This window comes from Dyella sp. 01N448 (assembly GCF_056399225.1).
In genome coordinates this window covers 393,823-408,736 of record NZ_JBFTQX010000006.1, presented here as the reverse complement: position 1 = coordinate 408,736, position 14,914 = coordinate 393,823, and the positions used below count along the sequence as shown (strand labels likewise).

The 14,914-nt window shown below is 63.7% G+C and carries 8 protein-coding genes and 3 tRNA genes; 3 read left to right on the top strand and 8 right to left on the bottom strand.

All coding sequences use genetic code 11. The features are described from left to right. Nucleotides 1–124: 124 nt before the first annotated feature. The 3 genes from AC1DKY_RS13860 to AC1DKY_RS13850 form a co-directional block, all read right to left on the bottom strand. Nucleotides 125–211, bottom strand: a tRNA-Leu gene (locus AC1DKY_RS13860). Between the two features lie 101 nt (nt 212–312). Further along, a tRNA-Cys gene (locus tag AC1DKY_RS13855) sits at nt 313–386 on the bottom strand. A gap of 82 nt (nt 387–468) precedes the next feature. Then, nucleotides 469–544, bottom strand: a tRNA-Gly gene (locus tag AC1DKY_RS13850). 238 nt (nt 545–782) lie between these two features. Between AC1DKY_RS13850 and AC1DKY_RS13845 the strand changes: the two genes are divergently transcribed. Together AC1DKY_RS13845 and AC1DKY_RS13840 are read left to right on the top strand one after the other, a co-directional pair. Then, nucleotides 783–1,484 carry a pirin family protein gene (locus AC1DKY_RS13845; protein ID WP_441604156.1) on the top strand — a complete coding sequence of 234 codons (702 nt, stop codon included), beginning with the start codon at nt 783–785 and terminating at the stop codon, nt 1,482–1,484. Nucleotides 1,485–1,589: 105 nt separating this feature from the next. After that, a complete protein-coding gene (locus AC1DKY_RS13840; protein WP_441604155.1) occupies nt 1,590–2,534 on the top strand; it encodes an MBL fold metallo-hydrolase in 945 nt (314 codons plus the stop codon). 3 nt (nt 2,535–2,537) lie between these two features. Here AC1DKY_RS13840 and AC1DKY_RS13835 read toward each other — a convergent pair whose 3' ends face one another. Continuing rightward, nucleotides 2,538–3,149, bottom strand: coding sequence for a TetR/AcrR family transcriptional regulator (locus AC1DKY_RS13835; RefSeq protein ID WP_441604154.1), 612 nt, complete (start codon nt 3,147–3,149; stop codon nt 2,538–2,540). Between the two features lie 70 nt (nt 3,150–3,219). Between AC1DKY_RS13835 and AC1DKY_RS13830 the strand changes: the two genes are divergently transcribed. Continuing rightward, nucleotides 3,220–4,494: an MFS transporter gene (locus AC1DKY_RS13830; RefSeq protein WP_441604153.1), complete on the top strand. Its 1,275-nt coding sequence runs from the start codon at nt 3,220–3,222 to the stop codon at nt 4,492–4,494. On the opposite strand, the gene AC1DKY_RS13825 is transcribed toward AC1DKY_RS13830, so the two are convergent. The 4 genes from AC1DKY_RS13825 to AC1DKY_RS13810 form a co-directional block, all read right to left on the bottom strand. After that, a complete protein-coding gene (locus AC1DKY_RS13825) occupies nt 4,495–4,845 on the bottom strand; it encodes a tRNA-binding protein (RefSeq protein ID WP_441604165.1) in 351 nt (116 codons plus the stop codon). It abuts the gene before it with no gap. After that, nucleotides 4,842–6,131, bottom strand: a complete 1,290-nt coding sequence (locus AC1DKY_RS13820; protein WP_441604152.1) for an NAD(P)/FAD-dependent oxidoreductase — start codon at nt 6,129–6,131, stop codon at nt 4,842–4,844. The genes AC1DKY_RS13825 and AC1DKY_RS13820 overlap by 4 nt, the downstream gene beginning before the upstream one ends. Before the next feature lie 88 nt (nt 6,132–6,219). Beyond that, a complete protein-coding gene (gene pbpC / locus AC1DKY_RS13815; protein ID WP_441604151.1) occupies nt 6,220–8,613 on the bottom strand; it encodes a penicillin-binding protein 1C in 2,394 nt (797 codons plus the stop codon). 51 nt (nt 8,614–8,664) lie between these two features. Continuing rightward, nucleotides 8,665–14,691, bottom strand: a complete 6,027-nt coding sequence (locus AC1DKY_RS13810) for an alpha-2-macroglobulin family protein (RefSeq protein WP_441604150.1) — start codon at nt 14,689–14,691, stop codon at nt 8,665–8,667. Nucleotides 14,692–14,914: the final 223 nt, after the last annotated feature.

Genomic DNA, 14,914 nt, shown 5'->3' with positions numbered 1-14,914 from the left:
GTAAAGGCTGGCTGGAATGGGACGCCTTGGGACGCCCTGGACCAATGATGGCCAGTAAAATGGCCCTGTTAAGCCATTTTCGAACATGAGAGGGGATGGTATGAGACGGGCTGGAACGCCCTGATGGTGCCCGGACCCGGGATCGAACCGGGATACCCTTGCGGGTGAGGGATTTTAAGTCCCTTGCGTCTACCAGTTTCGCCATCCGGGCCGATACGGAAGGATGCGCATCCTAGCACGCGTGCGACGGGCGCTCGCAGGGATGCGGCCAAGAAAAAACCCGCCTGGCGGCGGGTTGATACTGGTGCGCAATGGAGGCCTGGGTCGGAATCGAACCGGCGTACACGGCTTTGCAGGCCGCTGCATGACCACTCTGCCACCAGGCCATTGCGCACGGATCGTAACCTGAAACAGTCACCATCCGTTTGAAAAAACAAAACCCCGGAATGCCGAGGTTTTGCCGAAAACTGGAGCGGGAAACGAGACTCGAACTCGCGACCCCGACCTTGGCAAGGTCGTGCTCTACCAACTGAGCTATTCCCGCGTCTGAGTCGGAAATAATAGCAGAACGAAGGCATTTGTGAAGAGTCTGGCAAGACTTTTTTCATCATTCTGCCGAGCCCTGCGGTCGGCGTCTCGAAACCTCGCGGCGCAACCCGCCGCCACCCCATAAGCGTATTCCGGCAACAGTCCGTTCCCTTTGCAGTGACTGGTAACCACGCGGCGCGGGCTTATCTTGTGTGCAGGCGCTTTTAGGCGCTACCCACTATCAGGAGTGCAGCATGATCGACCGCCGACCTTTTAATAGCCTGGGCGGAGCCAACCACGGCTGGCTCGACGCCAAGCATCACTTCTCGTTCGCCAACTATCACGCCCCGGCGCGCATGGGCTGGGGTGCGCTGCGCGTGTGGAACGACGACACCATCGCGCCGCAGACGGGCTTTCCGCCGCATCCGCATGCGGACATGGAAATCATCACCTATGTGCGCGAAGGCGCCATCACGCATCAGGACAATCTTGGCAACAAGGGCCGCACCGTGGCTGGCGATGTGCAGGTGATGAGTGCCGGTTCGGGCATCACGCATGCGGAATACAACCTGGAATCGGGCAATACGCAGATCTTCCAGATCTGGATCATTCCCGATGAGCACGGCAAGCCGCCGTCGTGGGGCACCAAGCCGTTCCCGCCGGGCGATCGTTCCGGCCGCTTCGTGACGCTTGCCAGCGGCTTCAACGACGCCGCCGATGCCCTGCCCTTGCGCACGAATGCGCGCGTGCTGGGTGCGACGCTGAAAGCCGGCGAGACCGCGGTGTACGACTTGGACACCACCCGCTACGCCTATCTCGTCCCCGCCAAGGGCAAGATCGAAGTGAACGGCGTGGCGCTGGATGCGCGTGACGGCGCTGCGATTCGCGACGAATCGAAACTTACCGTGACGGCGCTGGAAGATGCCGAGCTGGTGCTGGTCGATACGGCAGCGTAATCGTTAGCGGAGGATGGCGCCGTCCATCCTCCGTCGACCAAGGTGGGAGTGAACCACCGCAGCGACCTTGCTAACCTCGCCTGATCCCACAGCGCGAGGTTGGCGATGGCACACGGCATTCACACGATCGACACCGGTTTCGTGCGCCCGCACTTCGATGCGGCCTATCTGCTGGTGGAAAACGCACGCGCGGCCTTCATCGACTGCGGCACCAACTATGCCGTGCCCAACATGCTCAACGCGCTGGACGCGGCAGGGCTTGCGCCGGCCAACGTCGACTGGCTGATTCTCACCCACGTTCATCTCGATCATGCCGGCGGCGCCGGCGAGTTGATCGCGCAGCTGCCCAATGCGCGCGTGGTCGTGCATCCTCGCGGCGCGCGACACATGATCGATCCCAGTCAACTATGGGCCGGCGCATCGGCGGTCTATGGCGAAGAAGTGATGGAAGCCACGTATGGTCGGCTGCGTGCCATTCCCGCCGAACGCGTGGTGGAGGCGCCGGACGGACATGTGGTTTCCCTATCGGGTCGCCCGCTGCTTTGCCTGGATACACCCGGACACGCGCGCCATCATCTGAGCGTTTACGACGAACGCGCTAGGGTGTGCTTCACCGGCGACACGTTTGGATTGTCGTATCGCGAATTCGACACCGCGAGAGGTCCCTTCATCCTGCCGACGACGTCGCCGGTGCAGTTCGATCCGGAGGCCTTGCATGCCTCGATCAACCGACTGATCGCGCTGCAACCTTTGGCGATGTATCTCACTCACTACGATCGCGTCGAAGGCGTCGAAAGACTCGCCGATGATTTGCACGCGCAGATCGATGCGATGGTGTCCATCGCCCAATCCGCCGGCGATGCATCAACGGACGCAGCACCACGCCATGAGGCAATGAAAACCGCGTTGACCGAGCTCTATCTGACCCGCGCACAAGCACATGGCTGGTCGGGTGACCGCGCGCAATTGCTGGAGATCCTGGGCATGGACGTGGAGCTCAACGCGCAAGGCCTCGGCATCTGGCTGGATCAGCAGCGCCGCGCCAGCTAAAGATCAAGGCCGCGATGCGTCGATCAACTGATTGGCGACTTTGACCAGCGATTCAGCGGGGCCATGCGGTCCGAATAGCTGGCCCGAGGAATACGTACCCTCGAGCAGCAGGAGCAGGCCATTGGCGAGCAGTGCCGGATCTTTCGCTCCCATCGCCGTCGACAGTTCGATCAGTCGCTCGCGCAACTTCTGCTTGTGTTCCTCGGCGACCTTGCGCGCGGGATGATCGTCGCCGGGATATTCCACCACCGCGTTGGTCAATCCACAGCCGCGATAGCCTGCCTGGGTGGCGCGTTGAGCCAGCCCTTCGAAGTACGCCATCAGTTGTGCCCGCGCATCATCGGGATGGATTTGCGCGCCAGCCTCGAACACTTTCCAGAAAGCCACTTCGTAGTCGCGCAGGTATTCGGCGGCGAGTTCGTCCTTGGACGCGTAGCTGCGGTAGAGACTGGGCTTGGTCACGCCGGCGCGCGTCACGATCTCTTCCACACCGATCGCGCGGATGCCTTCGCGATAGAACAGTTCGCGCGCGGTACGGCGAATGCGTTCGGCCGCCTTGGGTTTGGCGTCGGAGGTGGGTTCGGTCGGCGGGGTCTGGCTGCGTTTGGTCGGCATGGCTGATCAGGGTTGACAATGTTACCGATCGGTACGTACGATTCGCCCATTCTACGTACCGGTCGGTAACATGACTATACAGCGCACCCGTCCCTTCGGCCAGAAGTACGCCTTTGTCGTTGCCGGCGTGATCTTTCTCGCCCTGCTCGCCGCCGCCGGCGTCCGCGCTGCGCCGGGCGTGCTGATCCTTCCCCTGGGCAAGGCCTTTGGCTGGAGCCGGGACACGATTTCCCTCTCGGCCGCCCTGGGCATCTTCCTGTACGGCATGGTTGGTCCCTTCGCAGCAGCGCTTATGCAGGCCGTAGGCGTGCGCCGGACCTTGATCGCGGCCCTGGTCCTGATGACGCTGTCCATCTCTGCCAGCGCCTGGATGACGCAGCCCTGGCACCTGATGCTGAGCTGGGGACTGTTCTCCGGCATTGGATCGGGTTGCGTGGCCATCGTGTTGGGCGCCACCGTGGTGAATCGCTGGTTCATCACCCATCGCGGTTTGATGATGGGCTTGCTCACCGCCAGCACGGCTACCGGCACCCTCGCCTTCCTGCCGGCGCTTGCAGCGATTGCCGAACATGGTGGCTGGCGGCCGGTGGTGTGGACTGTCGCTGCGGGCTGCGCCCTGCTGATCCCACTCGCCTGGTGGCTGCTGCCGGAGCGTCCGTCGGATATCGGTCTGCGCCCCTATGGCGCGACTGAAGATGAGGTGGACACCGCACCGCGTCGCAACCTGCTCGCCATCGCGTTGGGAACCTTGGCGACGGCATCCAGGCAGCGCACGTTCTGGTTCCTGTTCGCCACGTTCTTCATCTGTGGCTTCACCACCAACGGCCTGATCGGCACGCACTTCATCGCGATGTGCGGCGACCATGGCATTCCCGAAGTGCGCGCGGCGAGTCTGCTGGCGATGATGGGTGCGTTCGACCTGGTCGGCACCACGCTGTCGGGGTGGCTGACCGATCGCTGCGATCCTCGCAAGCTGCTGTTCGTCTATTACGGCCTGCGCGGGCTATCGCTTATCTGGCTGCCCTATTCCGATTTCTCGCTGACCAGTCTGTCGCTGTTCGGCATGTTCTACGGCCTGGACTGGATCGCCACGGTGCCTCCGACGTTGCGCCTTGCTTCTGAAGCGTTTGGCGATCGCGATGCGCCTGTGGTGTTTGGCTGGGTGGCCGCCGGTCATCAGATCGGTGCCGCAAGCGCCGCGTTCTTTGCAGGTGCGCTGCGCACGCAGAACGGCGACTACCTGCAGCCGTTCGTGGTGGCAGGCGTGACCGGCCTGATCGCGGCGGGACTGGCCTTGATGATACGGCGTCGCTCGCCGCTGCAACCCGCGTTGCAGCCCGCGTGATCAGGCAAGCCGGGTGCCGTTGGGAACGGGTCGGTCGATCGCCGTGAGCACCACGCCTTCATCGGTGTGGAACCCGGTGAGCAGAAACTGCGAGCGAAAAGGCCCGATCTGCTTCTCAGGGAAGTTGATCACGCCGACAATCTGGCGTCCGAGCAGATCTTCGGCGCGATAGAGATTCACGACCTGCGCGCTGGTCTTCTTCTCACCATAGGGTCCAAAATCCGCCCACACTTTCCACGCCGGCTTGCGCGCTTCGGGAAAGGGCTCGACGCGCGTCACGGTGCCGGCGACGATCAACACTTTTTCGAAATCGGCCCAACTGATTTCGTTGACTGTGTTTATGCCGCTCATCCTTCCAACCTCGTCTTGAACCAGTCCTTGCTCTGCTGCCACCAATAACTGCTCTGCGCGCCAATGTAGCCGAACGGTCGATACGTGGGCGCCAAGCCATAGGGAGCAAACTGCTTCCAGCGGTCATCGCCCTCGGCCAGCGCCGAAGCCAGCAGGTCGCCTGCCGCACACGTCGGTGCCAGGCCGTGCCCACCGAACGCCTGCGCCCACCATAAACCGTCGCCGCTGCTGCCGATCTGCGGCATCTGGTGGCGCGCGTAGCTCATCAGGCCGGACCACGCGTAATCGACGCCCACGCCTTTCAGTTGCGGAAACACACGCAGCAAGTCGCGCATCAGCAATGCCTGCACCGCACGCGGCGAGCGATCGCGCACCGAAATGCGGCCGCCCCACAGCAGGCGGCTATCCGGTAGCGGACGGTAGTAGTCAAAGGCAAAGCGCGAATCGTAGACAGCCGCCCGCGTCTCCAGGCAATCCGCCATCCGGTCGCCCAGCGGTTCCGTCACCATCACATAAGTGGCGATGGGCAGGATGGCGCGATCGACCTGACGGCGCAGCCCGGCCAGATAACCGCCGCACGCAAGGACGACCTGATCGGCGTGGACCGAACCCTGCGCGGTTTCGATCCGCCAGCGCGTGCCCTCCCGCCGCAGTTGCCATACATCGGTATTCTCGTGAACACGTACGCCCTGCGCCGCCGCTGCGCCAGCAAGTCCGATGGCAAAGTTGAGTGGATGCAGATGCAGCGCATCGCGTTCGTACAGGCCGTCGTAGTAACGCGTGGTATGCACGCGCCCGCGCAACTCGTGCTGCGGCAGCCATTCCCAGCTCACGCCGTAGTGGCGTGCGAGCAGTTCCTGTCGTTGGCGCAGCACGGCGGGATCGCGGAACCAGTTGGCCCAGATGATGCCTTCGTCCACCAGGTCGCAGGGAATGTCGTGCTGTGCGACGCGCTGGCGAATACGCGTCACCGCCTCGGTCGTGAGCCGAAACAGGGCCTGTGCCGCCTCTTGTCCGCGCTGGTCGAGCAGCGCCTGCTCGCCCAGCGAGTAGCCGCCAAAGACGAAACCACCGTTGCGCCCGGAGGCACCGAAGCCGACGCGCTCACGCTCGAGCAACACCACATCGCGGACGCCGCGTTCGGCCAGGCCGAGGGCCGTGTGCAGGCCGGCAAAACCGCCGCCGATGATCGCCACGCGCGCATCGGTCTTGCCTTGCAACGGAGCGTACGGCGCGTATGGCGTCGCCGTGGCGAGGTAGTAAGAAGCGGCCGGTGACGAAGTCATGCGATGGACGTGTGGCTGTCTCGGGTCGGGCCATCAAGCATAGCGCAGCCCCGGCATGTCATTGGGCCATGCCGATGATCACGACGCCTCAGTCGACCACGTTCACGCCCAAGGGCCTGAGGTCGCTGCGCCCTCGGTCATCGACCACGCGCACCTCGTAGTTGCCTGCGCTGGCCGGCTGCCAGAACATCGACTCGCCGGGCGCGCTGCGTCCCACGTAGGCATCGTTGACGAACCAGTACATCTCGCGCACCGAAGCGTCCGCGTTGGCGCTGAAGGCGATGCGATCCTGGCCGTTCGACTTCAGGCGCAGCGCGTAGATGCTGCCGCGCAGAGGCGAGGTGATCGACGGAGGCTCGCCGTCCACGCCGCTCAGTACGCAGCTGTCGTTACGCGGTGGCGTGCGGCGCGGGATACCGGCCTGCACGAACACGCGCTGCAGTTCGGACGGCCAGAATTCGTAAACCTCCACGTGCGTCCGCTTGCCCGCATACGGTGGACAGGCCGGCTTGCCGGTGTCATCGTCGATCACCACCGGGCGGTGCACCTGGCTTACCCGGATTGGCGATTTGCCGGGGATGAACCACGTCATGCCGCGTTGCGGACACCACTGGTTGGGCAGATCGCCGCTCGCCAGGCAGATCTCCACGCGCCGAAGTTGCGCCGGCATATGTCGCACGGGTTCGCTCATCTGCGGCTGCGCGGCGCGCAAGGCGTCTTCCATCTGGAAGAACAACGGCGCCGCCGCGTCGACGCCGACAAAGGCGGGATTGCTGCTGCCATCAAAGTTGCCGACCCAGACCACCAGCACGTACGGCCCGAAACTGCCAGCCGTCCATGCATCGCGAAAGCCCCATGATGTGCCGGTCTTCCAATACACCGGCAGACGATCCGGCTGCGCACCGGTGGTCTCGTCCGGCCGCGGATTCTGCCGCAGCATGTCCATCGCCATGAAGCTGGCCTCTTCGCTGAGCAGGCGCGTGCCATTGCTGGGCGCGTTGGTCGCAAGCAAGCGCAGTGGGCGCAGCTCGCCACGATTGGCGAGCATCGCGTAGAGGCCGGCCAGCTCCTGCATGGTCACTTCGCCGCCGCCGAGCACCAGGGCGAGTCCGTAATGCTTTTCGCTCGCCATGCGACTGATGCCGGCATCGCGCAGGAACTGGTAGAAGCTCGGCTGCTGGAGCTGCGACGCCACCCACACAGCCGGAATATTGCGACTGCGCACCAGGGCCTCGGTGGCGGTCACCGGCCCGAGGAAGTGCCCGTCGAAATTCTCCGGCGCGTACGGGCCGAACGCGGTCGGCACATCCCGCAAAACCGTCTGTGGATGGAGCACGCCCTTGTCGAATCCCAGCGCATAGATGAAGGGCTTCAGCGTTGAACCCGGCGAACGCTTGGCCAGCGTGCCGTTCACTTGCCCCTGGATATCCGCATTGGCGTAGTCGGCTGAACCGACCATTGCCTTCACGCCCATGTCGCGCGTGTCCACCAGGATGGCTGCCACATTGCGAATGCCGCGACCGCTGTTGCGCTCGACGTAGTGATCGACCTGCCGCTCCAGCACGTGCTGGAGATCGAGATCGAGGGTGGTGGTGACGCGACTGTCCGTATCGCTGGACAGCACCCTGCGCTCGGCGAGTACCTGATCCACGGCATGGGGTGCTTCGAACGGTAGCTTGGATAGCGGACGCAGGCGCAACGGCAAGGCGAACAGCGGCTGCAGACTCGCGTCCTTGGGATGCAGCGCTTTCCATTTCGCGTAGAGGCGATTGCGCGAAGTGCTGAGCCGTTGGCTAATCAGATCCGGCGCATCCGCACCGGCCTGCAGCCGTCGGCTTGGATCCTGCGGAATCACCGCAAGCGTCAACGCTTCGGGCAGACTCAGCGCATCGCCGGGTTTGTCGAAGTAGGCCAGGCTCGCAGCACCCACGCCTTCAACATTGCGTCCGTACGGCGCAGCGTTGAGATACGCCTCGAGAATCTGATCCTTGGAATAAAACAGTTCCAGCTGCAGCGCACGGCCGATTTGCTGCAGCTTGCCTGCGGGCGTGCGCGTATTGAGCCGCCAGAGCAAGCGTGCCAGCTGCATCGTGACGGTGGAACCGCCCTGCCGATTGCCATGGCTCACATAGGTGACCCAGGCACCACGCATCAGCCCATAGGGATTGAAGCCGGGGTGCCAGCGATACCAGCGATCCTCGTGCAGCAGCACGCCGTCAACCAATGCGGGGGATACGTCCTTGAGCGGCACCCATAGTCGATAACGCTGATCGCTGGCCAGCGTGAGGCGCAGCAATCGGCCTCGCGCGTCGTACACCGCGGTCGACGACGGCAGCCAGGCACTCAGGGGATGGTGCGGCCACACGCGCACTCCCACCAGCAATGCCGCCAGCAGCGCGACGCCGACCAAGGCATTCTGCCAGCGCACGATCCAGCGAAGCAGAGCGCGGCAACTACGGGCGATGAGCGGCGGCGTGGTCATGCGGCGTGTCCGTGGGAGCACCCATGCGCTGGCATGGGCGCTCCGCTTTCCTCAAGGCTGACGGACGACCTCCAGGGTGACGCCGCCAGCCGTGCGCGCCTGCACGCGACGGTCGTACAGCGCCTCGCCATAGGCCGGCGGCACGATGAACTTGCCGGCATTGGTCGCCTTGATGCGGTAGACGAATTCGCCCACCTCCGGCGTGGCCGTGCCGTAGAGCACCACCCGATCCTCTCGCACGTCGGTGTACTGCAGCGCCCAGCTGGTGTTGCCTACGCCGATCGGCGAACGCCAGGCGCTGGCCTTGACCTCGCTATCGCCACCGGCGTCGTTTTGCTCGCTGCCGTCCTGCTGCTGATCCGTCACCGCCGGCGGCGGCTGGATCACCGGTTCGAAACCGCCGGGCAGCAAGTCGACGATGGCCACGTTGTCGATGCCACGATCGTCGGTGGCGCGGATTTTCACGTGCACATCGATTTCCTGACCGATGGTGACCTTGTCGATCGCCTTGCCGTTGACGTCGGTGTAATCGCGGGTGATTTCCAGCCCGTCCTTGATCGCCTTGGACGGCTGATCGCGATCGAAGCCGCCCTGGCTCACCACACGCCACGCCGGCAGCGTGCTGTCGTTGGTGAAGCGCAGGCGCTTGGCGTCCGCATCCCAACTGCCCGCTTGCAGCAGATTGCCCTGCAGCGCGGCGATGGCCTTGACCGCGCCGTCGGCGTGCACCTGATCGATGCGCAGTTTGTCCAGCTGCGTGGTGTTCTGCGAGGCGTAGCTATCGAGCGCCAGCAGCACCATCGACGAGGACAGCGTGTTGTTCCAGCCGCGTTCCAGCGGCTCGGTGATGTTCTCCATCACACGGGGCGACAGTGCCCGGGTGCGCTCGGGGAAGTGTTTGCTGAGCAGGTACAAGGTGCTCGCGTCGCGGATCAACGAGTCGTAGTAATAGCCGTAGCGATAGTCTTTGTCGGCCGCACTGCGCTCGAGCAGTTTCTGCGGGCCGGCGATCAGCTGCGCAGCCTGCTTGTCCTGCTTGAGCAACTGGTAGGAGGACGCCAGCCAGGCAGCGGCGAGATCGCTTTTCCATTGATCCGGGTACGCATCCTGCAGACGCTTCTGCACGGCAGCCAGGTCGTTGGTGGTGACGTTGCCCTGGCGGGTCAGCAAGTACACGGCATACGCGCGCTGGCGCAGCAGATCCAGCCCATCGAGCGTGTCGTCGCTGGCCAGCTGATGCAGGTACTTGTTGCCGGCATCGAACATGTCGCGCGGAATCTCCACCCCACGATCGCGTGCTTCCAGCATGAAGTGCATGGCATAGGTCGACACGAACGGATTGGAGTCCGGCGTCGCCGACCACAGGCCGAAGCCGCCCTGCCCGTTCTGGCGCGAGTGCAGCACGTCCAGGAACTGGGTCAAGGCTTCCTCGTTGCTGAGCTTCTTGCCGCTCATCGCCGGCTGCAAGGCATCCGCAAACACCTTCACCTGCGGCCACTTCGACAGCACCAGCCTGGGAATGGCGGAACTGACGATCTGCTCGCTGCAGTAGTGCTGGAAATTGACCAGATACGTGGTCAGGCCGCTGGACAACACCACCGGGATATTGGAAATGGCCGCATCACGCGACGCATATTCGGTGAACAGGCGGCGTAGATCCGGCTGATCCTGCTTGGTACCCGCATCCACGCGGCCCACATCCACCTGGGTGCGATAAGCCGACGCCGGGCGCACGGAAACGTCTACGCTCTGGTGGGCCGACTTGTCGCCATAGCCCGCGGTGAAACTCAGGTTGCCGGAGCCGAGCTTGTCGGTCGCCTTGACGCGGAACGTGACCACGCCCTCGCGCATCTCGCCCAGATTCAAGCTCTGGTTCGGCGCGCCGACCACCTGCAGCTGCGGCCCTGTCTTCAAGGTCACCGCCACGGGCACTTGCTTGCCGCCAAGTCCGGTGAGGTTATTGGCAACACCCACGCTGACTTCGACTTCGTCACCCGGCGCCAGCGTCGTGGGCACATTGGGCGAGAGCACGAAGTCGCCGCGTACCGTGGTGCCTCCCTCGTAGGTGCCGATGCGATCGGACGACACCGCCACCGCCATCACGCGCAGCTTGCCGTTGAAGTAGTCGGGCACCCGATAGGTGAGATCCTTCTCGCCATTCACCTCGACGATGCCGGACCAATACGCCACCGGCTTGTCGCGCTTGCGCTTGAACGGATTGAGCTGGCGACCGATCGCGCCGTCGGCGTCGCCGCCGGGTGCGGCCATCGCCATCAGCTTCTCGAAGTCGGGCAGGATCAGGTCGAGGATCTGCGAGGTGCCCACTTCGAGCATGCGCTTGCGGAAGAAGAACTTCAGAGGATCGCCCAGCTTGTAGCGCGCCACCTGCAGGATGCCTTCGTCCACGGCAAACACCACGGCGCGGGTCGGCTGCGGGGCGCTCAATTTGAACGTGACGGTTTGGCCGGGTTTCACCAGCGCCGGCGCATCCACCTTGATGGCATTGCGGCGTGCGTCCAGATTGACCGAGAACGGCACCACGCCATAGCTCAGCGGGCTCATGAAGATTTCATCCGAGGAAGGATCGCGGATGTACTGCACATTGATATAGCCGTTGCCCTCGAAGTCCGCCGGCACGGTGATGTGCTGCACAGAGCTGCTGGTATCGGCGTGGAACCAGGCGTGCGCATAGACCTTGTCGCGCTCGATGGTGATCAGGCCACTGCCCGCATAGGGCGCTCGTATGGCGATATCCACCGATTCGCCGGGCGCGTAATCCTGCTTGCTCAGATTGAGCTGCAGCTCCGCGTTGCGATCCAGCGAACGCGACACGTTGGCCGCACCCGCCACGGAGTACTCGACGCGATTGACTTCCACGCCGTCGCTGCTGCGCACGATCACCAGCGCATAGTTGCCCGGCTTGTCGGTCGGCAGCGCGTAATCCATGCCGTTGGCCGGAATCGACAGCGGCTGCTCGTTGAGCGGCACTTCCTTGAGCTTGGACTGGTACTTGAAGACGCCCGAGTCCTGCTTGGTCAGCACCGAAATATAGCGACGTTCGATCAGGCGCGCCTTGAGCTCTTTGAGCGCCATCGACTTGGCCGTGTGGTCGATCGCCACCAGATGCACGTTGCGCGACGCATCGCGGTTGATGTAATCGAGGTTGTCGACGGATTTGTAACCCACTACCCAGTCGTTGCTCGACACCAGCGTCTGCGCTGCCGCGGCCACGCTGCGACCGCCCTCGGGCTCGTACGCCTTGACCAGGAAGTACAGCTGATACGTGGCGTCGGCGTATTTCTTCAGGTCCAGATCGAACTCGGCATGGCCTTTGTCGTCGGTCTTGCCGTCCTGCAGCTTGTCTTCATAGCCCTCTTTGGCGCGGCGCACATCGTAGAAGTGATAGTCGGGCCAGCTGCGGAATGCCGGCCATGCCGGACGCAGCGTCACCGACGCTTCCACGCGACGATTCGCGGCGGGCGTGCCGAACAGGTTCATCACGTCGACCACGCCCTTGATCTGGTCCGGCTTGACCCAGCCCTCGGTCACTTGCCCGGCGAGCTTGGCTTCGACCTTCATGCGATCGGGCAGGAATTCCTTCACCTGCACGGTGGTGCTCCCGATCTGCGCAGCCGCCTTGCCGTCCTTGACGATGTAGAGGTTCACCGTCCAGGTACCGGTCGGCGCGGTTTCGGCGGGCGCGTAGTCGAGTTCGCCAAAACCGGTGGCGTCCATCGACATTGGCAACTGCTTCACTGTCATGCCGCGCGGATCGACGATCTCCGCCTGCAGCGGCACGCCCGCCACGCTGCGCGTCCAGCTGGCAGCGCGCACGATCAGTCCCACATGGAAGGTATCGCCCGGTCGATAGATGCCGCGATCGGAGAACAGGTAGGCCGACAGCTGGCCTTCGTTCTGCGCATTGCGCTCGCCGCCCACGTCGAAACGCGAGAAGTCGAGTTTGCGGTCATAGCTGCTGCTGCCGCCAATGGGCAGGAACGACAAGTCGTCACCCTTTTTCACCACATACAGCGTCGGCTGCTTTTCACGCTCCAGCCCCTTGAAGCTTGGGAAATGCACGACGCCATCCGCCGAGGTGGTATCGCTGAACAGCGTCTGCCCGTTCACCGCCAGCACGGATACCGAGGCACCGCCGACCGGCTGGCCGGAGCGGATCGATTGCACGAACACATCCTGGCTGCCATCCAGCGAACGCTTCACCAGCATGCCCAGGTCAGTGACCACGATCATGCGCGTGTCAGCCGCAGGCACGCTGCCATCGTCATCGTTCGACATCTCGCCCTGGTCAGCTTCGCCATCTTCCGATTCGTCGCCTGACGCATCGTTGGTGGGCGCTGCCTGCGGTTCGTTCTGCGCAGCCTTGCGAGCGTCTTCCTGCTTTTTTTCCGCCACGGCGTCGTAGCTGGACAGGTGCAACAGGAAGACGCCGTGCTTGCCTTCCTTCAGGTATTGGCCAAGGTCGACGCCCTCGTAATGGGCCTTGGCCGGATCGTCCTTGGGGAAGCTGCGCTTCTGTTCAAAGCGCTCGACGATATGGTCTTCGCTGAAGGCGTAGCTCAGGTCCGGATGCGCGTACGAACCCTGGTTGAGGCTCACCAGATGTTGCAGCTGATCCGGCAGCACGCGACCAATCTCCACGCGCATGCCGGGAAGATTGCGCGACACGACCGAGACACGCTTGCTGCCCGATATGGACAACAGCGAACCGTCCGCCATGAAGCGCAGCAGCTTGGGATAGTTGGGTACCGTGACGACGCTGCCATAGGGCTTGCCCAGGATGTAGCCACCAAAGGTCTTCAGCCCTTTGTCCACCCGCACATACACACGCTGCCCGGGCGACGCGTGGAACTTGAAGCTCTGCACGGCGTCGTAGTCATTCTCGGTGGGCACCATCTCAAGCTTCAGCGGCTGGCTCTGGCGCAGCTGCGCCTCGCCCACTTCCCCTTCACTCCACGGATACGGCGGCGCATCGTCATCCTGCTGCTCTGCGGCCTTGCGCGGCGGCAGCACCCACGCCTTGATCAGACCAGCCAGCTCGGTGTCGCGAACGGCGCCGCCGACATTGACCAGCAACACCTGTTCGGGTTCGTACTTTTCGTTGTCGACCAGGGTCGGCTCGATGCCGTCGATGGTGAGGCTGTAAAGGCCAGGCACGCGCACCTGCGTCTTCAGCTCGGCAGCGGTGGCGTCGCCGCCACGCGCGCTGCGCACTCCCTTGGCGATGGTGTAGGCCACGGCGCTTTCGTCGCGCGGCAAGGACAGCGGCTGCGAGTGGATCCAGGCATGCAGCTTGTACTGGTCGTAGGTGACCGTGTACTTCAGCGGCGCGTCGCGGGACCCGCGCTGCATCAGGCCCACTTCGATGCGCTTCTCGAAATCGGCGGTGTCGACCGGGTAATTGAACGTCACCGGCTGGATGGTCTTCTTAGCGGTGGCGTCCTGCGGATCCTGATAGAACTCGCCCCGCTCCACCTTGGCCTCGAATGCCGGCGTGTCGAACTCGAAGTGGTCGTCAGCCATGAGCACCTGGCGGGCGAACGCCTTGGCGACATCGAAGCGCACTTCGTAGTGCTTGCCGACCGGCCAATCCTCGGCGGGGACGAAGCGCAAGGTGCGATCGTCGACCCACGTCCACTGCCCCTTTACTGCCGGTTGCATGGCAATACCGGCGGTAACCGGCTTGCCCACCTGCTCGATGGGCGCAGCTGACCCGGAGAACGTCACCATCAGCGGACTGATGACGATCGGTTGCTTCGTATAGTCCGTGATGGAAGGGGCCGATGCGCTCAGCGTGATGCGCGTTGGCTCAACCGGCTGGGGACGATTCTTGTACCACTGCCAGCCGAACCACCCCGCGGCGGCGAGTACGAGGGCCGCGAGCAGTGCGCCGGCGGCATGCACCGGGCGACGGCGAATCCAGCCGCCGGTCGCGGGCACCCAGGTGGGCGCCGACCAGCTGACCTGTCCGAACAGCGGACGCAGTATCAGGCCCAGGCCCGTCAGTAGCCCGCGCAGCAGGCGCAAGGGCAACAACAGCAGAAATCGCAGCAGATCCATGATGCCTTCCCGTTCTTCATCCGATGAACACGACTGGGGACACTGTGATCGATTTGACGCGCGCAATCGATCAGAACATTCCTCGGGCAAGCCGGTCTCGGTGCAGCTCAGGTGCGCCAAAACGCCCGCCTCTTGCGAAGCGGACTCAACATCACCGGCTTACCCCACGAACAGCTTGCGCGCCAAAGATGGCAAAGCGCGGCAAGGATTCTGGCATGGTTGC